This is a genomic window from Streptomyces sp. NBC_00569, assembly GCF_036345255.1.
Classification (GTDB): domain Bacteria; phylum Actinomycetota; class Actinomycetes; order Streptomycetales; family Streptomycetaceae; genus Streptomyces.
On the sequence record NZ_CP107783.1, the window covers coordinates 9355442 to 9375803 of the forward strand.

General features: G+C 69.9%; 17 protein-coding genes and 1 pseudogene. 10 read left to right on the forward strand and 8 right to left on the reverse strand.

Going from position 1 to position 20362, the window contains the following annotated elements; genetic code table 11:
- Positions 1-14: 14 nt before the first annotated feature.
- Complete coding sequence (locus OHO83_RS42280; protein ID WP_266680466.1) at positions 15-971, reverse strand: GlxA family transcriptional regulator; 957 nt, start codon at positions 969-971, stop codon at positions 15-17.
- Positions 972-1214: 243 nt separating this feature from the next.
- Between OHO83_RS42280 and OHO83_RS42285 the strand changes: the two genes are divergently transcribed.
- Positions 1215-1487 (forward strand): hypothetical protein, encoded by a 273-nt coding sequence (locus OHO83_RS42285; RefSeq protein WP_266680468.1) that lies wholly within the window; start codon positions 1215-1217, stop codon positions 1485-1487.
- A gap of 924 nt (positions 1488-2411) precedes the next feature.
- Here the strand turns inward: OHO83_RS42285 and OHO83_RS42290 are convergent.
- On the reverse strand, positions 2412-3386 hold the full coding sequence (locus OHO83_RS42290) for an alpha/beta fold hydrolase (RefSeq protein ID WP_266680470.1): 975 nt from the start codon (positions 3384-3386) through the stop codon (positions 2412-2414).
- An 879-nt stretch (positions 3387-4265) separates the two neighbouring features.
- On the opposite strand from OHO83_RS42290, the pseudogene OHO83_RS42295 reads away from it, so the two are divergent.
- The 3 genes and pseudogenes from OHO83_RS42295 to OHO83_RS42305 form a co-directional block, all read left to right on the forward strand.
- Positions 4266-4721: pseudogene (locus OHO83_RS42295) on the forward strand (IclR family transcriptional regulator); the annotation flags it as partial.
- Positions 4722-4891: 170 nt separating this feature from the next.
- Positions 4892-6121, forward strand: coding sequence for a 4-hydroxybenzoate 3-monooxygenase (locus OHO83_RS42300; protein ID WP_266680472.1), 1230 nt, complete (start codon positions 4892-4894; stop codon positions 6119-6121).
- A 281-nt stretch (positions 6122-6402) separates the two neighbouring features.
- Positions 6403-7395: a phosphotriesterase family protein gene (locus OHO83_RS42305; RefSeq protein WP_266680474.1), complete on the forward strand. Its 993-nt coding sequence runs from the start codon at positions 6403-6405 to the stop codon at positions 7393-7395.
- Between the two features lie 20 nt (positions 7396-7415).
- Here the strand turns inward: OHO83_RS42305 and OHO83_RS42310 are convergent, their stop codons facing one another.
- The gene (locus tag OHO83_RS42310) at positions 7416-7973 is read right to left on the reverse strand and encodes a DinB family protein (protein ID WP_266680476.1); all 558 of its coding nucleotides are present in this window, start codon (positions 7971-7973) and stop codon (positions 7416-7418) included.
- 196 nt (positions 7974-8169) lie between these two features.
- Complete coding sequence (locus tag OHO83_RS42315; protein WP_266680478.1) at positions 8170-11544, reverse strand: pyruvate carboxylase; 3375 nt, start codon at positions 11542-11544, stop codon at positions 8170-8172.
- A 597-nt stretch (positions 11545-12141) separates the two neighbouring features.
- Here OHO83_RS42315 and OHO83_RS42320 point away from each other — a divergent pair.
- Positions 12142-12510 carry a hypothetical protein gene (locus tag OHO83_RS42320; RefSeq protein WP_266680480.1) on the forward strand — a complete coding sequence of 123 codons (369 nt, stop codon included), beginning with the start codon at positions 12142-12144 and terminating at the stop codon, positions 12508-12510.
- A 71-nt stretch (positions 12511-12581) separates the two neighbouring features.
- On the opposite strand, the gene OHO83_RS42325 is transcribed toward OHO83_RS42320, so the two are convergent.
- The 4 genes from OHO83_RS42325 to OHO83_RS42340 all read right to left on the reverse strand — a co-directional run bounded on the left by OHO83_RS42325 (position 12582) and on the right by OHO83_RS42340 (position 15406).
- A complete protein-coding gene (locus tag OHO83_RS42325; protein ID WP_323187144.1) occupies positions 12582-12707 on the reverse strand; it encodes a hypothetical protein in 126 nt (41 codons plus the stop codon).
- A 278-nt stretch (positions 12708-12985) separates the two neighbouring features.
- On the reverse strand, positions 12986-13666 hold the full coding sequence (locus OHO83_RS42330) for a hypothetical protein (RefSeq protein ID WP_266680484.1): 681 nt from the start codon (positions 13664-13666) through the stop codon (positions 12986-12988).
- Positions 13667-13733: 67 nt separating this feature from the next.
- On the reverse strand, positions 13734-14945 hold the full coding sequence (locus tag OHO83_RS42335; protein ID WP_266680486.1) for an MFS transporter: 1212 nt from the start codon (positions 14943-14945) through the stop codon (positions 13734-13736).
- 152 nt (positions 14946-15097) lie between these two features.
- Entirely contained in the window at positions 15098-15406 is a 309-nt protein-coding gene (locus tag OHO83_RS42340) for a metal-sensitive transcriptional regulator (protein ID WP_266680488.1), read from the reverse strand.
- A 195-nt stretch (positions 15407-15601) separates the two neighbouring features.
- Here OHO83_RS42340 and OHO83_RS42345 point away from each other — a divergent pair, with 195 nt between their 5' ends.
- The 5 genes from OHO83_RS42345 to OHO83_RS42365 all read left to right on the forward strand — a co-directional run bounded on the left by OHO83_RS42345 (position 15602) and on the right by OHO83_RS42365 (position 20224).
- Positions 15602-16972, forward strand: a complete 1371-nt coding sequence (locus tag OHO83_RS42345; protein ID WP_266680490.1) for an MBL fold metallo-hydrolase — start codon at positions 15602-15604, stop codon at positions 16970-16972.
- Between the two features lie 82 nt (positions 16973-17054).
- Positions 17055-17858, forward strand: a complete 804-nt coding sequence (locus tag OHO83_RS42350; RefSeq protein WP_266680492.1) for a sulfite exporter TauE/SafE family protein — start codon at positions 17055-17057, stop codon at positions 17856-17858.
- 33 nt (positions 17859-17891) lie between these two features.
- Positions 17892-18464: a rhodanese-like domain-containing protein gene (locus OHO83_RS42355; RefSeq protein WP_266680493.1), complete on the forward strand. Its 573-nt coding sequence runs from the start codon at positions 17892-17894 to the stop codon at positions 18462-18464.
- A 168-nt stretch (positions 18465-18632) separates the two neighbouring features.
- Positions 18633-19040: a YciI family protein gene (locus tag OHO83_RS42360; RefSeq protein WP_266681761.1), complete on the forward strand. Its 408-nt coding sequence runs from the start codon at positions 18633-18635 to the stop codon at positions 19038-19040.
- 20 nt (positions 19041-19060) lie between these two features.
- Positions 19061-20224, forward strand: coding sequence for an RNA polymerase sigma factor (locus OHO83_RS42365; protein ID WP_266681762.1), 1164 nt, complete (start codon positions 19061-19063; stop codon positions 20222-20224).
- The last annotated feature ends 138 nt before the right edge of the window (positions 20225-20362 follow it).

Here is a 20362-nt window from a genome sequence, read left to right on the forward strand (position 1 = left end):
CGGTGCCGGGCGGGTTACTCGCCCTGGGTGAAGGTGCGCCGGTACTCGCTCGGGGTGGTGCCGAGAATGCGGTGGAAGTGCAGGCGCAGGTTCGCGCCGGTGCCGAGCCCGATGTCGGCGGCGATCTGTTCGACGCTGCGCTGCGAGCGCTCGAGCAGTTCGCGGGCCAGGTCGATGCGGGCGCGCATCACCCACTGCATCGGCGTGTAGCCGGTCTCCTCGACGAAGCGCCGGGAGAACGTGCGCGGCGAGACCCCCGCCTGCCGCGCCATTATGTCGAGCGTGAGGGGCCTGCCGAGCCGGTGCAGCGCCCACTCACGGGTGGCGGCGAACCGCTCGCCGAGCGGCTCGGGGATGCTGCGCGGCACGTACTGGGCCTGGCCGCCGCTGCGGTAGGGCGCCGCAACCAGACGCCGAGCCGCGTGGTTGGACGCGGCCACTCCGAGGTCGCCGCGCAGGATGTGCAGGCACAGGTCGATGCCGGAGGCGGCACCGGCCGAGGTGAGCACGCTGCCCTCGTCGACGAACAGCACGTTCTCGTCGACCTGGACGAGCGGATGCCTGGCCACGAGCGCCCGCGTGTAGTGCCAGTGCGTCGTGGCGCGCTTGCCGTCGAGCAGGCCCGTGGCGGCGAGCGCGAAAGCGCCCGTCGAGATGGCGGCGAGCCGCGCGCCCCGGTGGTGGGCGGCGATCAGTGCATCGACGACGGCGTGCGGCGGGTCGTCGCGGTCCGGGAACCGGTAGCCGGGGATGAAGACGATGTCGGCCCACGCAAGGGCGTCGAGGCCGTGGGCGACGTGGTACGCGAGGCCATCGCCGCCGGTCACGAGACCGGGTGCCGCCCCGCACACCCGCACCTCGTACGGCATGCTCGCGCGGGTCGTGAAAACCTGCGCAGGAATTCCGACATCGAGCGGCTTCGCACCTTCGAGTACCAGGACGGCGACGCGATGCAGGCGAGGTGCAGGCACAGGTAGAGGTTACGTGGGGCGGGACTTCGATACGCCCACTTCGCGGACCGGGCAGACGACACCCCGGCCGGGCTGTCTTCCGCGTTGCGGTCCACCACCGGTCTCACCCTTCGCCCGCCTCTAGCCGGCCTGAGACCAAACCCGCGCTCAAGAGGAACCTCAACCCGCCACGCTCGCCAGGACCCGTCGGGCCCGTAGGCCCACGTCGGCCGCTCACGGGCCAAAGGCGCTCAGTTTCAGCGGATGCTTGCCAGGAACCCTGGGCGTTCACCCCCGGGAGGGAACGGCGGGGTCGGCGGGGTGCGGGCCGTCGAGCACCTGCGTCTCGTCGCCGCCGAGCTCCAGATGGCCGACGTGCGCCAGCAGGTCGCACTGTCGATGATCACCGACTTCGAGAACTTCAGCGTCTTCAAGCCCGGCGAGCACAACCTGACCTCGATGGACACGATGCTCGACCAAGTCATTGCCTGGAGCACCGCGCTCGCACCGCTGCGCATGGCCTCGGCCGCCGCCTGAGCCGCTCGCCGGGCTCTGTTCGCCCATTACGGCGTGCCAGACGCCCAGGCCATGTCTTGCTGAGCCGAAATGTCCCATGGCATCGAGAAGACACGCCTGTCCGCAGAGGATCGGCCCCGTGGGTGGCCCGGCCGTGCACATCACCCTGATCCGGCGATGCCTCGTCACCTGCCCGACGGAAGGGATCACAGTGGCCGGCCTCCAGGCAGGGGGCCGCCGACCGAAGGGAGATCCTCGGTGAGCACCGAACAGTGAGAGTGCCTCGAAGCACCCCTGCGGCAATCGGCCCTTCCTGCCGTCAGCGATGTCGCTGAGCAGCGGCGTTCGTGTCACTGGCCAGCGCAAGGCAGAACCCGCTCTGTACCTACAGCTCGTCCTCCCGGCGCGTAACACCGATCGTGAACGACTGGAGTTCGAGATGAGCGAAGCACTCGACTGGAACGCGAAGACCATCGCAGAGTTCCGAGTGAACGAGGGCAGGGTCGGCGGGTCTTCGTGGGCGCTCCGCCGGTCCTCGTCCATCACCGGGGCCGCTCCTTGCTGGCACGTCAGAAGGTGCACCCCGACGGCTTCGCACGCTTGCGGCATCTCCTTAGTGGATCGCTGAGCGGACAACGACCGTGGGCGTCATCGGTTATGTGCGTTTCTACGGAGACCAGATCTGACGAACGGTTCCGGATTCGACGACGAGTACGTCGGGGGCCCCGAGGGCCGAGGAACTGCTCCCGGACTGAGGTTCAAGTTGGGCTCTCTGGGAACAGCCCCTGAATGCGGCCGATGCCATAACGGTGGGCCTGACGTCGCAAGCTTCCACGTGAAGCGAGTTGCGTAGAGGATGCTCGTGGCGGCCGTCGACAGCCGAAGCCGGCCGTACGCCTTTACGATCGCCGGTGGCACAGGAAGGAACGCCGTCTCCGAGCGCAGTCAGGGCGCGGGGTACCTCAACCGGCGGCCCAGGAGGATGGATCCTGCGCCCGCGGTCAACGAGGCGGCGGCGATGCCGGCGAGTGCGGTCATGGCCCGGGCGCCATGGGTAGGCCCCGTGGCGGCCAGCGCAGGCCGGGCGGAATCGGCCGCCGTGGCGGCTTGGAGGACGAGGTCGGTGACCGCATCTGGGTGGCTGAGCATGGCCACATGGGACGAGTTGATCTCCACCGTGTGTGAACCCGCGCGCTTGGCCTCGAAGCGTTCCTGGTCAGGGTTGATGGTTTTGTCCTGTTTCGCGACGAGGAACCACGACGGGAGGTGTTTCCAGGCGGCCACCTTGGCCTTCTCCGAGAACGCGTTCGTAGCCGCGGGCCGTTGGGTGACCGCCATGACCTTCGTCCTGCTTTCCGGCAGGTCGGCGGCGAAGACCTGATGGAGTCTGTCGGGCTTGAGGTAGAGGTCGGTCCCGCTGACGCCGTCGGCCCGGTAGGGAACGGACGTCGTGGCGGTGCCGAGTTCGCTGGGGAACCTGGCGGCCAGGGACATGCCGCTCTCGCCCACGTCGGGCATCAGTGCCGATACGTACACCAGGGACTTCACCCGGGGGTTGTCCGCGGCGGCCGAGCTGATCACGGCGCCGCCGTACGAGTGGCCCACCAGCACGATCGGGCCCTTGATGCTGTCCAGGACGGAGGCGATGTAGGTGGAGTCGTTGTACAGCCCGCGTAGCGGGTTGGCGGGGGCGATGACGGTGTAGCCACGGTGTTCGAGCCGTTCGACGACCCCGTTCCAACTGGAGGCGTCCGCGAATGCCCCGTGCACCAGTACGATGCTGGGTTTGGTCGCGGTCGTGCCGCCGTCCGCGGCGGCAGTGGCCGCCACGGACGTGCACAGGGCCACGGCACAGCCGGCCGCGATGACGTGTGTGCGACGTATTCGGCGCCGTGAGCCGGGGACCGGAAATACCGTCATGTCGTTCTCCCTTTCCGCGAGACCTACGGCACCTGAGTGTTCACCCACCTGCTCCGGTAGACGCGGTTACGCACTCCAACCGGGTCACAGATGTGGGCCATGGGAGTGAATGCCGCCGTCGATGGGTTTCAGCTCGCACCCGCGCCGGCCGGACTGGAGCGGGGCGGAGACAGGAGCGCACGGACCGGTTGGGGCCGCGTTCTGGACGCTTCGTGGACGGCGGCGGCCCTGCCTGCCCGGCGGGCCTGGTCGAGGGCTTCGGAGCCGGCCGCCGCGCCGGGCCGTCATCGCCATGGTCCCGGAGCCGGACATGTTCCGCCTTGCCGCCAGAGCGGGCATGGCACAGGGCGTGCGCAACGTGACATGGGCACTGGGTGCAGACAGCGGAGGTGTCGCCGTGGTGGCCAACGGCGCACCGCTATGGCTGCAGGACTCCGCCTGGCCGAGAAGCCCGAACGGCCACGCCCCGAGCGGCATCGTCCGAAAGGCCGACGGTTCCTGCCAAGGACAGACAATGCGTCAGTCAGGCGGCGAGTCGGGCTCCCGGGCGATGCCTTGGTCTGTGAATCGTGATCCATGAACCGTGATCCACGGTCAATCGCCGCCGTCAGGCGGTGGCCGCTTTGGTGTCGGCCGTTGGCTGGGCTTTGCTCGCGCCGCCCACGCTGTCGTTCCGGCCGCCTCCTCGTACGAGAAGGACGCTGAGTGCGGCCAGAATGCCGACCACTGTCAGGCCGACCAGGCCTCCCTTGGTGGAGCCCGTCGTGGTCTCCAGGATGCCGAAGGCGGTCGGGGCGACGAAGCCGCCCAGATTGCCGATGGAGTTGATGAGTGCGATGCCCAGGGCGGCGGCGCGCGCGGCCAGGTAGTTCTGCGGGATCGTCCAGAAGATGGGGGAAGTATCTGCGCACCATCAGCCGAGTGGGGCGCTGGCTGCCCGCCCACGCGGGCGCGCTCGGCAAGGCGCTGCTCGCCGAGCACCCGGACGCGGAACTGCCGGACGTACCGTACGAGGCACTGACCCCACGGACCCACACCACACGGGCCGCGCTCGTCGCCGACCTCGCACAGGTACGGGACCGCGGCTACTCGATCGACCGCGAGGAGGGCGTCACCGGCATCGTCGGATTCGGCTTCGCGCTGCGTGTGAACGGCGAAGCACCAGCAGGGGACGCGATCAGCTGCTCGGTTCCGGTGGCACGGCTCACCGAAGAGCGCGAACGGCGGATCGTGAGCGTGATGCAGAAGGTGCGCGAGGAGATCGAGGCAAGACGGGCGCAGGGCGCAGGGCGCAGGGCGCAGGGCGTAGGCGTGGGCGGGGCCGACTGGCGCTGAGCAGCCCCTGTCCCGACCAAAGCGGGAACTGGCGAGCACAGCCACACGTGCTGTCACCGGACCCCCCTCGACGTAGCCCGGTTCGATTCGGCAACCTTCATGTGCTTGGCCGGCGTGCCGGAGGGCTCGCCGGTGTGACCGAGCTTTGACATGTGCAGAATAATGCTGGCGTGAACCCTCTTCAGTTTCCCAAAACCCCTGCTCCACAACGTGTTTCGGTAGTCGTGGTCGGTGCCGGTCCCGCCGGGCTGACCGTCGCGAACATCCTGAGACCTGCCGGGGTCGACTGCGTGGTCCTCGAGACCGAGACGCGGGAGTTCATCGAGCAGCGGCCGCGCGCCGGGGTCGTCGAGGAGTGGGCGGTTCGCGCCCTGGAGGAACGGGGTCTCGCCGAGAACCTGCTGCGGACGGCGCAGCGTCACACCGCGTGTGAATTCCGGTTCGACGGCCGCCGACACCGGTTCTCCTACGGTGAATTGACGGGGAAGAACCACTACATCTACCCCCAGCCGATGCTCGTCACTGATCTTGTGCGTGAGTACGCCGATGTGCGGGACGGTGACATCAGGTTCGGCGTCCGGGACGTTCAGGTGCACGACGTCGACACCGACCAGCCATCGGTCTCGTACACCTGCCCCCGATCCGGTCAACGCCAAGTGATTCATTGCGACTTCGTCGCAGGGTGTGACGGGGCGCGTGGAGTGACGCGGCGCGCGCTGCCCGCCGATCGGTTCCCGGTCGCGCGCCACGACTACGGCATAGGCTGGCTGTCCCTGCTGGCCGAGGCGCCGCCTTCCTCCGACTGTGTGCTTTTCGGCATCCACCAGGACGGATTCGCCGGACAGATGCCTCGCAGCCCCGAGGTGACCCGTTACTACCTGCAGTGCCCGCCCGGCGACGACCCGGAGAAGTGGCCGCACGAGCGCGTGTGGGCCGAACTGCGCCGTCGGCTCGCTGTGGAGGGTGCCCCCGAGTTGGTCGAGGGGCGGTTGATCGAGAAGCGGATGCTCGACATGCATGACTATGTCGTCGAGCCGATGGCTTCCGGGCGGCTCTTCCTGGCGGGCGACGCCGCCCACCTCGTGGCACCGATCGCGGCGAAGGGCATGAACCTCGCTCTCCACGACGCCTTCCTGCTCGGGGACGCACTGGTCGCCCGCCTCACGCAGGAAGCCGACGGCAACAGCAGCGGCCTGGACGGCTATTCGGAGGCCTGCCTGCGTCGTGTGTGGGACTACCAGGAGTTCTCGCAGTGGCTGTCCGACGTGTATCACGGGTCTGCCGCGGGGGAGCCGTTCCGAAGAGGTACCACCCTCGCCCGGCTGCGACGCCTGTTCACCTCGCCGGTCGCGGCGGCCGCCTTCGCCGAGCAGTATCTCGGCACGGCCGAGCGCTACTGACCGGCAGTCGGGATCCGGCTGTCGGTCAGTACGTGTTCTGAGCTGTGCGTCGCCACTTCGGAAGAGGTTCAGCGGTTCCGCGGACTGTGTCATCCCGGCAGCCGGAGGGTGTCGGGGCGTGGGGCCGGAGGCCGGACGCCGCGAACCGAGCCGGGCCGGAGGACGCGGCAGGGGTCGCCCTCCGGCGCCCGTGCGCAATCCCTTGACCACCTACCGACTGGACGGTATGCCTAGGCCCACAAGGCACCGACCGGGAAGATCCTCAAGAAGGAGCTGCGCTGATGGCCATGGTGGAGACCGTCCGGGGGCCGGTGGACTCGGCCACGCTGGAGCGCACCTACATGCACGAGCACATCTTCGTGCTGACCCCGGACGTGCAGCAGAACTACCCGGGGGAGTGGGGTGACGAGGACGCCCGGATCGCCGACGCGGTGGACAAGCTCGGTGCGCTCAGCGCCCAGGGCGTCCGTACCATCGTCGACCCGACGGTGATCGGCCTCGGCCGGTACATTCCACGGATCCAGCGCGTCGCCGAGCAGCTTCCCGACCTCAACATCATTGTGGCGACGGGCTGTTATGCGTACGGGGAGGTGCCGTTCTTCTTCCACCACCGGGGTCCGGCGCTGAACGAGGCCGCGGGAACGGAGGTGCCGGACCCGATGGTGGACCTGTTCGTCGGCGACATCGAGGACGGCATCGCCGGCACCGGCGTCAAGGCCGGCCTGCTCAAGTGCGCCATCGACCAGCAGGGCCTCACGCCGGGTGTGGAGCGGGTGATGCGTGCGGTGGCCAAGGCGCATCTGCGCACCGGCACCCCGATCACCGTGCACACCCACCCAGGGGCGCACACGGGGTCGCAGGTCAAGCGTGTGCTGTGCGACGAGGAGGGCGTGGACCCGGGCCGGGTCGTGCTCGGACACAGCGGTGACACCACTGACGTGGACCACCTCGGCGAACTGGCCGAAGCCGGGTTCGTGCTCGGGATGGACCGGTTCGGGATCAATCTCGAGACCACCTTCGAGGCCCGGGCCGAGACGGTGGTGGAGATGTGCCGACGGGGGTACGCCGACCGGATGGTGCTCTCACAGGACGCCTCCTGCTACATCGACTGGATCGACCCGGCCGTCATGCCGCTGCTGCCGCAGTGGCACTACCTGCACATCGCGGACGAGGTGCTGCCCTACCTCGAACGGCGCGGGGTCACCGAGGAACAGATCGACACGATGCTCGTCGACGTACCCCGCCGCTACTTCGAGGCCGACGCGAAGGGCTAGAAGCCCGGGGGCCCGGCCGGTCAGCCCATCGTCTTGGCCCCGTCGATGGACTCGCGGATGATGTCTGCGTGGCCGGCGTGCTGGGCGGTCTCGGCGACGACGTGCATCAGCACCCGGCGGGCCGACCACTGGGCGTTCTCCTCGAACCACGGGGCCTTCGGCAGCGGCCACGCGGCATCCAGGTCGGGCAGAGCGGCGACCACCTCGTCGGTCCGGCGGGCCATCTCGGCGTAGGCGGCCAGCACACCGGCCAGCGTCTCATCGGGCAGCAGCCGGAACCCGTCCTCGCGACGGGCCCAGTCGGCCTCCGTCATGGCCATGAAGTCGGCCGTGGGGGACGGGCCGTTGAGAATGAAGTCGACCCAGCACCGCTCGACCTCGGTGACGTGCTTGATGAGACCGCCCAGGCACAGGGCGCTCGCCGTGGTCTGCTTCCGGGCCTGCTCGTCGGTGAGGTCACGAGTGGTGAAGCGCAGGAAGTTCCGGTGCTTGTCCAGCACCTCCAGCCACTCGGCACGCTCGCCGCTGACGGCCGGTGCCCCTGCCAGGTCATGGGTGTCCAGCTCGTTGACAGCCATGGTTTCCGCCTCCACATGTTTCTGTTCTGTTGGACAAGAGCCACGTTATGAGGCATAGAGGCCAGATGCTGTCCTACATGCGCCGGTGACGGGCAAAGGGCCTGCCGAAACCGCCCGACCCAGTGACGCGTGAGCCCCGGGACAGCCGCAGTGCGACTGTCCCGGGGCTCACGCGTCAGGCCTCGGGCGTCAGGCTTCAGGCGAGTTCGACCAGCAGGTCGCCGCCCTCCACCTGCTGGATGGCGTTGATGGCGAGCCGGGACACCGTGCCACCCTTCGGGGCCGTGATGGAGGCCTCCATCTTCATCGCCTCGATCGTGGCCACCGTCGCACCGGCCTCCACGGTGTCGCCCTCGGCCACCGCCAGCGTGACGACGCCCGCGAACGGCGCCGCGACATGGTTCGAGTTGGCCTTGTCGGCCTTCTCGGTCGCCGGGATGTCCGACGCCACGGAGTGGTCCCGTACCTGGATCGGCCGCAGTTGACCGTTCAGCGTGGCCATCACGGTGCGCACACCGCGCTCGTCCGCCTCACCGATGGCCTCCAGCTCGATGAGCAGCCGGACGCCGGGTTCCAGGTCCACGGAGTACTCGCGCCCGGGGCTGATGCCGTAGAAGAAGTCCTTGCTCGCCAGCACGCTGGTGTCGCCGTAGGCCTGCCGGTGGTTCTCGAATTCCTTGGTCGGGCCGGGGAACAGCAGCTGGTTCAGCGTCGCCCGCGGGTCCTTCGCAAGCCCGGCGCGCTCCTCGGCGGACAGCTCGCGCATCGGCTCGGGGCCCGTGCGTCCCTGCAGCGCCTTGGTGCGGAACGGCTCCGGCCACCCGCCGGGCGGCAGGCCCAGCTCGCCGTGCAGGAACCCGATGACCGAGGACGGGAGGTCGAACGAGTTCGGCTCGGCCTCGAAGTCCTCGGGCGACACCCCGGCGCCCACGAGGTGCAGCGCGAGGTCGCCGACCACCTTGGACGAAGGGGTGACCTTCACGAGGTGGCCGAGGATCCGGTCGGCGGCGGCGTACATGGCTTCGATGTCCTCGAAGCGGTCGCCGAGCCCGAGCGCGATGGCCTGCGTCCGGAGATTGGACAGCTGGCCGCCCGGGATCTCGTGGTGGTAGACGCGGCCGGTCGGTGAGGACAGGCCCGCCTCGAACGGCGCGTAGATCTTGCGCACGCTCTCCCAGTACGGCTCCAGATCGCAGACCGCCTGAAGATCAAGGCCGGTCGGCCGCTCCGAATGGTTGGTGGCGGCGACGATCGCCGACAGCGACGGCTGCGAGGTGGTGCCCGCCATCGACGCCACCGCTCCGTCCACCGCGTCCGCGCCCGCCTGGATCGCCGCGAGATAGGTGGCCAGCTGGCCACCCGCGGTGTCGTGGGTGTGGATGTGTACGGGCAGATCGAACTCCCTGCGCAGCGCGGAGACGAGCTTCGCCGCCGCGGGAGCGCGCAGCAGCCCCGCCATGTCCTTGACCGCGAGCACATGGGCGCCCGCGTCCACGATCTGCTCCGCGAGACGCAGGTAGTAGTCGAGCGTGTAGAGCTTCTCCGACGGGTCGGACAGGTCTGAGGTGTAGCACAGGGCCACCTCCGCGACCGCCGAGCCGGTCTCACGCACCGCCTCGATGGCGGGCCGCATCTGACCCACGTCGTTCAGGGCGTCGAAGATGCGGAAGATGTCGATGCCGGTCGCGGCCGCCTCTTGCACGAAGGCGTTGGTCACCTCGGTGGGGTACGGCGTGTAGCCGACGGTGTTACGGCCGCGCAGCAGCATCTGCAGGCAGATGTTGGGCACGGCCGCGCGCAGTTCGGCGAGCCGGTCCCACGGGTCCTCGGCGAGGAAGCGCAGCGCGACGTCGTAGGTCGCGCCGCCCCAGCACTCCAGCGAAAGCAGCTGCGGCACCGTCTGCGCCACGGCCGGTGCCACGGCGAGCAGGTCCTTGGTACGGACCCGGGTGGCGAGCAGCGACTGATGCGCGTCCCGGAACGTGGTGTCGGTGACACCGATGGTGGGCGAGGCGCGCAGCCACCGGGCGAAGCCCTCGGGGCCGAGCTCCGTCAGCTTCTGCTTGGAGCCGGCCGGCGGCGCGCCTTCGGGCAGCCGTGGCAGCTTGGTCGCCGCGTCGATCAGCGGGGGCCGCTCGCCGTGCGGCTTGTTGACCGTGACATCGGCGAGGTAGGTGAGCAACTTCGAGCCGCGGTCCGCCGAGTGACGGGCGGTCAGCAGATGGGGTCGTGTCTCGATGAACGAGGTGGTGACGCGTCCGGCGGCGAAGTCGGGATCGTCGAGAACGGCCTGGAGGAAGGGGATGTTCGTCGACACACCACGGATGCGGAACTCGGCGACGGCACGCCGGGCCCGGCCCACCGCCGTCTCGAAGTCCCGTCCCCGGCACGTGAGTTTGACCAGCATCGAGTCGAAGTGCGCGCTGATCTCCGTACCGGCATGAGTGGTGCCGCCGTCCAGCCGGATGCCGGAGCCGCCCGGGGAACGGTAGGCGCTGATCTGGCCGGTGTCGGGGCGGAAACCGTTGGCCGGGTCCTCGGTGGTGATCCTGCACTGCAGCGCGGCGCCGCGGAGGCGGACGGTGTCCTGGGACAGGCCGAGGTCGTCCAGCGTCTCGCCGGCGGCGATCCGCAGCTGGGACTGGACGAGGTCCACATCGGTGACTTCCTCGGTCACCGTGTGCTCGACCTGGATCCGCGGGTTCATCTCGATGAACACATGCTGTCCGGCGGGGTCGAGGAGGAATTCCACGGTGCCCGCGTTGCGGTAGCCGATCTGCCGGGCGAACTTCACGGCGTCGGCGCAGATCCGCTCGCGTACCTCGGGATCGAGGTTCGGCGCGGGGGCCAGCTCGATCACCTTCTGGTGGCGTCGCTGCAAGGAGCAGTCGCGCTCGAAGAGATGGATGACCCGGCCCTCGCCGTCGGCGAGGATCTGCACCTCGATGTGCCGGGGCTCGACGACGGCCTTCTCCAGGAAGACGGTCGGGTCGCCGAACGCCGACTCGGCCTCACGGGCCGCCGCCTCGATCGACTCGCGCAGCGTCGCCGCGTCCTCGACGCGCCGCATGCCGCGCCCGCCGCCACCGGCCACGGCCTTCACGAAGAGCGGGAAACCGAGATCGTCGGCCGCCCGGACCAGTTCGTCGACGTCGGTGGAGGGCTGCGAGGAGCCGAGGACCGGTACGCCGGCCGCGCGGGCCGCGGCCACGGCACGCGCCTTGTTCCCCGTCAGTTCGAGCGTCTCCGCGCTCGGCCCGACGAACGTGATGCCGGAACGCTCACACGCGAGGGCCAGTTCGGGGTTCTCGGACAGGAAGCCGTACCCGGGATAGATGGCGTCGGCGCCGGCCTTGCGCGCCGCGCGGATGATCTCCTCGACGGAGAGATAGGCCCGCACGGGGTGCCCGGCCTCGCCGATCTCGTAGGCTTCGTCCGCCTTCATCCGGTGCAGGGAGTTGCGGTCCTCGTGGGGGAACACCGCGACGGTTCGAGCCCCTAGCTCAAAGCCGGCGCGGAACGCCCGGATCGCGATCTCTCCGCGGTTGGCGACGAGCACCTTACGGAACATGCGCATGTCCTTCCGTCGCCCGGAATGGGCGAACTGTCGGGTTGCGGGGCGTCACGCTCCCGGATCATGCCACCTCTGCACTCCAGACATCCAGGTGCACTACGTCACACGCCGCAGCGTCGGGTGACGGTGCCCAACGGCCCTGAGGCGCGCTCCGGACGGGGCGGCCGCATGTGGCGACAGGGGAACCCCGGCTCGGCGGAATCGCGTGCCTCCATGGACGCCGAGAGGGTTGGTAGTGCTCATGAGTTGACCTCCGGAGGAGATCGCTGAATCTCATCGCCTGTGGCAACGTGAACGGTAAGTGCGGTATTCGCATGAAGGCATCACGAGGAGCGCACGAAATGAGCACACCGGTGTGAGGTGTTCGACGGCGAAATGGATCGCGTGCTCACACATTTGGGCAAGTTGCCGATTACCTGGCCATATTTGGGATATTCCGATGGCCGTGTAACGCGGCGGCGGTGGCGTGACGCAGAGTTGTACGTGCCCGCGAGACGCCTTGTGCGTGTGGTGCGGCAGGCGATTGCCTGAGAGAGCCGGAAGCGATGTCCGCCCCTGCCTCAGCCTGCAAGATGACGTCAGATTGGATTTCCCGTGAGCAATACCGACCCGATGGCCGGACCGCCCCACCCCTACGACCAGTACCAGCAGCCCCCACAGCCACCGCAGCGCCCTGAGCGGCGCGAGGGCGGGGCCCGCCGGGCTGGACTGGTCATCCATACCATCGCCGACATAGCCGCGGCGTTCCTGGGTCTGTGGATTCTGCTCTACCTGCTCGAAGCCAACCAGGACAACGTCTTCGTCGGATTCGTGCACGGAATGGCCGACTGGCTGGCCTGGTGGTCACAGGATGTTTTCACCATGGACACAGAGGGCCTTCGGGTTCTCCTCAATTACGGTCTGCCGGCAGTGATTTACCTGCTGGTCGGGCATGGGATCGCCGCGCGACTCAACCGCGTGTGACGGCGATTGAGCCCGCATTACCCGACGGCCGCCCCAGATACCGATAAGGACCCAGCCCTGTGAATCCCAGCTCAACCGGAAACGACCATCTGCCGGTCTACGAGAGCCTGGTACGTGAGCGCGGTGACGTCGTGGCCGAGGCTCGCCTGGTAGCTGCTGAGGCGCTGCACCAGGCGGCCTATGCGCTCAGCGGTCACGGTGGGGTTCGGCCGATGCCCGGTCCGGCCGAACACCCCGCGGGGCCGCAAGGGCACGTCGGTGGCGCCTAGGGCCCGTCCGGCGGATCTTGTCGCGGACGCGGGGTCTGGCACGCCGACCTGCGGCGTTGTCGTCGGTTGCCAACGCTCCGCGTTGTCGCCCTCCTCCGCCTTGCATCTCGACGCACCAGACCCCGCTCACCAGCACAGATCAGCGCGGGCCTCCGAGTGCGACCTGATCCGCCGGACAGACCCTAGGGCGTCGGCGTGCTCCTGACTCAGCTCACGAATTCCCTGTCGCCGTAGTGCACTTGGACCGTCTGCCAGTCCACACCGAGCTTGGCGGTGAACTGCCGGGCCAGTGGCAGGTCGGCGAGCGGGGCGATGAGGACGAGCCGGCCGTCGACGGTGACCGAGCCGCCGCCGAGTCTGTCGCGGGCCACCGGGTCCGCGACCAGCTCGTCGTGCAGCCGGTTCGCGCTGACGCCGGGCGCCTCGATCTCGAGTGCGTCCGTCTCCGCCGAGGTGCGCGACAGACAGCGGAAGGTGAGCACGGACTCCTGACGGTACGTCTTGGCGACGACACCGGCGATGTGGTTGAGCCCGTCACGGCCGACCCTGCCGATGTCGAACTCGCGTGAGCGCTCATAGGTGGCCTGCTTGAGATCGCCGGACCAGAAGACTCCCTCCATGAGCTTCGAGGCGACGGGTGAGGCCCCGTTGGCGCGGATGATCGCGCGCACTTCGTGGTCGAAGCGTGTGAGACGGGTGAGGAGCCTGGGGTCGTCCGGGTTGGTGATGACCGCGGTGTTGTTGGTGGCGAAGAGCTCCGCCGTAGGGCAATCAGCCGCGGCGGAGCTCGCGGCCGGCGAGCTTTGGGCGCCCGTGAGTCCCAGTGTCAGGGCGGCGACGGTTGCCGCCGTGAGGCGCAGCTGACGCCGCGCGATGGTGATCTTCATGGGTTGATCAACGACGTGGGCGGGGCTTCGTTGCGCCGGCCGCCGCCCGGTCACGCGGTCGCGGGCGCTACGGGGCAGAGCGTGCGTGCTCAGGTGTCGTGCGCCGCAGCCGCCGGACCAGGTAGACACCCGCGGTCGACACCAGGACCGCCATGACCGCGATGAACACGAGCCCGGCGCCCTCCAGGCCGATCGGGCCGGTCAGTACTCCGACACCGATGACCGGTACGGAGATGCCCGCGTATGCCACCACGAACAGGGTGGAGATCACGGACGCGCGATGGTCCGGGGGAGACGCCTCGGCCACCGCGCCGAGCGCGCCACGAAATGCCAGCCCCTGTCCCGTACCGCCGACGAGCGCGCTCAGCACCACCAGGAACAGCAGGTCCCATCGCAGCGCGCCCGCGAGCAGCGCCAGCCCGGCGAGGAGCGCGGCGCAGCCCAGCGGCAGGGATCGCTCCATTCCGACCCGGGTGACCGCCAGTTGCCCCGCGGTCGAGGCGAAGAAGGCGAGCGCGACGACCAGACCGCTGACGGCGTGGTTGTCCACGTCCAGGGACTCGGCGAGGAACGCCGGACTGACCGAGGTGAACACCCCGAACAACGCGAACCCCACGAACGAGGCGATCGCGGCGGGCCCGAAGACCGGCCGCACCTGCGGGGGAAGGCTGGGCCGCTGCGGCCGTACGGTGCTCAGTGCCCGCCGCTCGGCCACGGTCTCCGGCAGCCACAGCAGTACGGCGGCCGAGGCGGCCACCAGCGCGAGGTGCACGGTGAAGGGCAGGTACAGGGGCCAGGCGGCGTACTGGGCGAGCAGCCCGGCGAGCAGCGGACCGCAGCCAAGCCCGCCCATGTTGGCGGCGGTCGCCACGAACGTGGCCCGGGGGCCACCGCCGTGCGGCGCCAGCTCGATCACATACACGGTGGCGGCGCCGGTGAACAGCCCGGCGGCGAACCCGGAGAGCAGTCGCCCCGCGTACAGCCACCCCAGCCCGGTGGCGCCGAGGAAGCAGACGGCGCTGGCGGCTGCGAATCCCAGACCCCACAACAACACCGGCCGCCGCCCGACGGCGTCCGACGCGTTGCCGGTCAGCAACAGCACACCGATGACCCCGAAGGCGTACACCGCATAGACGACGGTCACCGTCAGCTCGGAGAACCCGAACTTGTCCTGGTAGAGCCCGTAGAGCGGGGTCGGCAGGGTGGTCCCGGCCATGCACACGGCGAACACCGCGCCGGCAAGAGAACACTTACGCCATGCTCCGCGATCACCGTCCATGCCGTCGACAGTAATTCCGCGGGCTGTCCCGCCCCGGTACGGCATGCGCCGACGCGCCGCGGGTACGGCGGCTTGGTGCGCTCACGGGGCGGTGGCGTCGTGTGCGGCGGTTTCCGGGGGTGGGGCGCTGTGTCCCACCCCCTGGGCTGTGATCAGGCCAGCGTGAGGAAGAGCTTTTCCAGCTCCTCCTCGTTCATGGCGGGGGTGCCGCCGTCCTCGGTGGAGGTCAGGCATTCGCGCATCCGGCTGGCGAGGATTTTGAAGCCGGCGCGGTCCAGCGCGCGGCTGACGGCGGCGAGCTGGGTGACGACGTCCCGGCAGTCGCGGCCTTCCTCGACCATCGTGATGACTCCTGCCAGCTGCCCCTGGGCACGGCGCAGGCGGTTGAGCACTGCGCGCGCGGAGGCTTCGTCGTGGGCGTTGGTGGCCTTGGGGGCCGGGTTCGGCACGGTCGGGGTCATCCGTTGGGCTCCTTGGTGAGTTGGACGAGCGCGAGGTCCAGTCTGCCCGCTGCCCCGTTCGGGGCCGGCGCATGGTGTCGGGGCCCCGAGTCCGGATGAACGGGGCGAAATCTCCTCCGAGTATACCCCCCGGGGTAATCTGTTACGGTGAGATCAATACCCGGGGGGGTATTCACCAGAGGAAGTGAACGGCACATGTTCTTCGTCGACACCATCGAGATCGAGGGTCTGGGCAACCGGCACTACCTGGTCGGGGGCCCCCTGGCCGCGGTGGCGGTCGATCCGCCGCGTGACATCGACCAGGTGATCGCGGCGGCCGCGCGCCGTGGCGTGCGCATCACGCACGTCGTGGAGACACACATCCACAACGACTACGTGACGGGCGGTCTGGAGCTGGCCCGGGTCACCGGCGCCGCCTACCTGGTGCCGGCCGCCGCGCAGGTCGCCTTCGCCCGTATCCCGGTCCACGACGGCGACGTCATCGAGATCGACGAGGAACTGTCCGTGCGGGCCCTGGCGACCCCCGGCCACACCCCGCACCACACCGCGTACGTCCTGGAGGAGGCCGGTACGCCGGTCGCCGCGTTCACCGGCGGATCCCTGCTCATGGGCACCGTGGGCCGCCCCGACCTGGTCGAACCGCGCCTCACGGAGAACCTGGCCCGCGCCCAGCACGCCTCCGCGCACCGCCTCGCCGCCGAGCTGCCCGATGACACCTCGATCCTCCCCACCCACGGCTTCGGCAGCTTCTGCTCCTCCGGGCAGACCGAGGGTGAGGCGAGCACCATCGGCCGGGAGAAGGCCGTGAACGCGGCCCTGGTCCAGGACGTCGACTCCTTCGTCGCCGGTCTGCTCGCCGGCCTGGAGGACGTCCCCGCCTACTACGCGCACATGGGCCCGGCCAACTCCGCCGGCCCGGACCCCGTCGACCTGACCGCCCCCCGGCGCGCGGATGCCGCGGAGATCGGCCTGCGGCTCGCGGCCGGCGAATGGGTCGTGGACCTGCGCAACCGCGTCGCGTTCGCCGAGGGCCATGTCGCGGGCTCGTTCAACTTCGAGGCCGACGGCAAGATCGCCACCTACCTGGCGTGGATGATCCCGTGGGGCAAACCCGTCACCCTGCTCGCCGAAACACCCCAGCAGCTCGCCGACGCCCAGCGCGAACTGGTCCGGGTCGGGATCGACCACCCCGCGGCCGCCGCCACCGGCAGCCCGTCCGACTGGCTGAGCCCCGGCCAGGTTCCGGCATCGTTCCGCCGGGCGGCCTTCGCCGACCTGGCCGCCGAGCTGTCCCGGGCAGAGGTGCCGCCGGTGGTCCTGGATGTGCGCCGCGACTCCGAGCGCGCCGGCGGGTACGTCGAGGGCTCGGTCCACATTCCCGTACACGCACTGCACCAGCGGATCGACGAGTTGCCCGCCGGGCAGGTGTGGGTGCACTGCGCCGGCGGTATGCGGGCCGGGATCGCGGCCTCGCTGCTGGATGCGGCCGGGCGCGACGTGGTCGCCGTCGACGACGGCTTCGACCGGGCGGCAGAGGCCGGCCTGACCGTCCGCGCCGCCGCCTGAGTCGTTTGATCGACACCAGTAGGAGTCCTGGTCCCGGCATGTCCTTTCTCTGTACCGGCCTCGGCCTCGATCCCGATCAGACATGAGTGTGCTCATCCTTGCCCTGGTGGCAGGCGCCGTGGTCGGCCTGGCCTTGGGCGGACTCGGCGGAGGCGGCAGCGTCCTGGCGGTGCCCGCACTGATCTACCTGCTCGGCTTCACCCCCGTCGCCGCCACCACCGCGAGCCTGATCATCGTCACCCTGACATCCATCAGCTCACTGACCGCTCACGCCCGGGACGGCAACGTCCGCTGGCGGTCCGGACTGCTGTTCGCCGCCGCGGGCATCGGCCCCGCCATGCTCGGCGGCCTCGCGGCAGGCCACATACCCGCCACCGCACTGACCATCGCCTTCTCGGTGATCGCCGCACTCGCCGCCTGGCGGATGCTCCGTCCGAGCCGCCCGGCACAAGAGGGCCCCGTACCAGGCAGTCCCGCGGAAGACGGCCCCGTCCACGACAGTCCCGCACAGGACCGGCCCGTGCGGCCGCCCAGAGCGGCAGGATCCGGAGCCGGGCTCGGCGCCGTCACGGGCGTGCTCGGCGTCGGCGGGGGGTTCCTCGCCGTACCCGCCCTGGTCGGCGTCCTCGGCCTGCGAATGAAGACCGCCGTCGGCACGAGCCTCCTCGTCATCGTCATCAATTCGCTCGCCGCACTGGCCACCCGCACCGGCACCGCCGACGGCCTCGACTGGGCCGTCATCGCCCCCTTCACCGCAGCCGCGATCCTCGGAGCCTGGGACGGCAAGCGCCTCGCGACGAAGATCTCCGGCAACCGCCTGCAGCGCGTCTTCGCCTACGTCCTGCTGGCCGTTGCCGCCTGCATGCTCCTCGACAGCCTCATCTGACCCAGCCCTGCCAGAACCGAAGGACAGAAACCCATGAATACGACCACCCTCACCGTCGGCGCCGTCCGGGAACGTCTGCACACCCTGGTCGTCATCGACGTACGCACCCCCGGCGAATACGCCGGCGGACACCTGCCCGGCGCCCACAACATCCCCCTCGACGACCTGGAACACGCACTGCCCACCCTCCGCGAGGCCGCCGACCGCAGCGACCTGCTCGTGGTCTGCGCCTCCGGCGCCCGCTCGCAGAACGCGAGCGTCACCCTCTCCCGTAACGGCATCCGAGCCGCCGGCCTCGAAGGCGGGACCGCCGCCTGGGTCTCGGCGGGTGGTGACCTGCACCGTCCCGCCGCCACCGCGGCACCCAAGTGGGCCATGGACCGCCAAGTCCGCCTGACCGCGGGTTCCGTCGTCCTCCTCGGCCTGCTCCTCGGCCTGGTGATCCACCCCGCCTTCCAGCTGCTCTCCGCAGGCATCGCCGCCGGCCTCGTCTTTTCCGCGCTCTCCAACAGCTGCGCCATGGCCACCCTGCTCGGGAAGCTTCCCTACAACCGCACGGACCGCACCGACCTGAACACCACCCTCGCCGCCCTGCGAAACCACTGACCCCGGACAGGCGGCGTTGACCGGCCCGGGCCCGGGAGACGCCGTTCACCGGGCCCACCCACGAGCACCAAAAAAGAATCTCGACCGCGATGTCGAGAATCCGTGGCCCGCTCCGTCCCCGGGGTGAACGCGACCACAATGGGGCGCACCACCACCGAGGAGAACACGATGGCCAAGTACCTGCTGCTGAAGCACTACCGGGGAGCTCCGGCCGCGGTCAACGACGTCCCCATGGAGCAGTGGACGCCCGAAGAGATCTCGGCGCACGTGCAGTACATGCGGGACTTCGCGGACCGGCTCGAGAAGTCCGGCGAGTTCGTCGACGGTCAGGCGCTCGCACCCGAGGGGGCGTGGGTGCGGTACGACGGTGAGGGGCGCCCGCCGGTCACCGACGGACCGTTCGCCGAGACCAAGGACGTCATCGCCGGCTGGATGGTGATCGACGTCGACACCTACGAGCGGGCCGTCGAGCTGGCCGGGGAACTGTCGGCCGCCCCCGGGGCGGGTGGACGGCCGATCCACGAGTGGCTGGAGCTGCGCCCGTTCCTGACCGAGCCGCCCACCGTCACGGAGTGACCTCCCACGTGACCTCACAGGTGAACGAGGCCCTGCTCCGGAGCCTCACGCCGAGCGTGCTCGCGATCCTCGTCCGCCGCGGAGCCGACTTCGCGGCGGCCGAGGACGCCGTACAGGACGCACTGGTCGAGGCGGTCCGCGTCTGGCCAGCCGAGCAGCCGCGGGATCCGAAGGGCTGGCTGGTCACCGTGGCCTGGCGCAAGTTCCTCGACGCGACCCGGTCGGACGTCGCCCGCCGCCGGCGTGAGGACCTCGTCGACGAGGAACCGGCGCCCGGCCCGGCGCCCGCGGCGGACGACACGCTCCAGCTCTACTTCCTGTGCGCCCACCCGTCGCTGACGCCGTCCTCCGCCGTCGCGCTCACCCTGCGCGCCGTCGGAGGGCTCACCACCCGCCAGATCGCCCAGGCCTACCTGGTGCCCGAGGCGACGATGGCGCAGCGCATCAGCCGCGCCAAGCGCACCGTTTCCGGCGTGCGGTTCGACCGGCACGGTGATGTCGCCACCGTGCTGCGCGTCCTCTACCTGGTCTTCAACGAGGGCTACTCCGGCGACGTGGACCTCGCCGCCGAGGCCATCCGCCTCACCCGGCAGCTCGCGGCCGCCGTCGACCACCCCGAGGTGAGGGGGCTGCTCGCCCTCATGCTGCTCCATCACGCCCGGCGCGCCGCACGCACGGCGCCCGACGGCAGCCTGGTGCCGCTCGCCGAGCAGGACCGTGCCCGCTGGGACACCGATTCGATCGCCGAGGGCGTCGTGATCCTCCAGGCGGCCCTCGCCCGCGACCGTCTCGGAGAGTTCCAGGCCCAGGCCGCCATCGCGGCGCTCCACGCCGATGCGCCGGCAGCCGAGGAGACCGACTGGGTCCAGATCGTCGAGTGGTACGACGAGCTCGCGCGCCTGACGGACAGCCCGGTCGTCCGGCTCAACCGCGCGGTGGCCGTCGGCGAGGCCGACGGACCACGCGCCGGCCTGGCGGCGCTCGCGGACCTGAACGACTCACTGCCGCGCCACACCGCGGTGGCGGCGTATCTCCACGAGCGCGCCGGCGACCTTGCGACGGCGGCACGGCTGTACGCGGAGGCGGCCAAGAAGGCACCCAACCTCGCCGAGCGCGACCACCTCACACGCCAGGCGGCGAGGCTGAACGCGTCGCGTCTGAACCGGCTGGAGGGGGACACGTAGCGGTCCGGGGCGAGTTGGGCTGCAACGTGTGCGGGGTTCGGTCCCGAAGGCAATCGGGTGCACCCCGGCTCACGGCGGCCGGTGCGGAACGGGCTGGTCCGCACCGGCCGCCGTGGGCTCGTACCACCGCCGCCCGGA

Bases quoted from the DNA above. Each gene is read 5' to 3' on its own strand.
- OHO83_RS42305 (WP_266680474.1), top strand. From the start codon at position 6,403: ATGGCCATGGTGGAGACCGTCCGGGGGCCGGTGGACTCGGCCACGCTG.
- OHO83_RS42285 (WP_266680468.1), top strand. From the start codon at position 1,215: ATGCTTGCCAGGAACCCTGGGCGTTCACCCCCGGGAGGGAACGGCGGG.
- OHO83_RS42355 (WP_266680493.1), top strand. From the start codon at position 17,892: ATGAATACGACCACCCTCACCGTCGGCGCCGTCCGGGAACGTCTGCAC.
- OHO83_RS42340 (WP_266680488.1), bottom strand. From the start codon at position 15,406: ATGACCCCGACCGTGCCGAACCCGGCCCCCAAGGCCACCAACGCCCAC.
- OHO83_RS42345 (WP_266680490.1), top strand. From the start codon at position 15,602: ATGTTCTTCGTCGACACCATCGAGATCGAGGGTCTGGGCAACCGGCAC.
- OHO83_RS42350 (WP_266680492.1), top strand. From the start codon at position 17,055: ATGAGTGTGCTCATCCTTGCCCTGGTGGCAGGCGCCGTGGTCGGCCTG.
- OHO83_RS42315 (WP_266680478.1), bottom strand. From the start codon at position 11,544: ATGTTCCGTAAGGTGCTCGTCGCCAACCGCGGAGAGATCGCGATCCGG.
- OHO83_RS42335 (WP_266680486.1), bottom strand. From the start codon at position 14,945: ATGGACGGTGATCGCGGAGCATGGCGTAAGTGTTCTCTTGCCGGCGCG.
- OHO83_RS42330 (WP_266680484.1), bottom strand. From the start codon at position 13,666: ATGAAGATCACCATCGCGCGGCGTCAGCTGCGCCTCACGGCGGCAACC.
- OHO83_RS42310 (WP_266680476.1), bottom strand. From the start codon at position 7,973: ATGGCTGTCAACGAGCTGGACACCCATGACCTGGCAGGGGCACCGGCC.
- OHO83_RS42290 (WP_266680470.1), bottom strand. From the start codon at position 3,386: ATGACGGTATTTCCGGTCCCCGGCTCACGGCGCCGAATACGTCGCACA.
- OHO83_RS42360 (WP_266681761.1), top strand. From the start codon at position 18,633: ATGGCCAAGTACCTGCTGCTGAAGCACTACCGGGGAGCTCCGGCCGCG.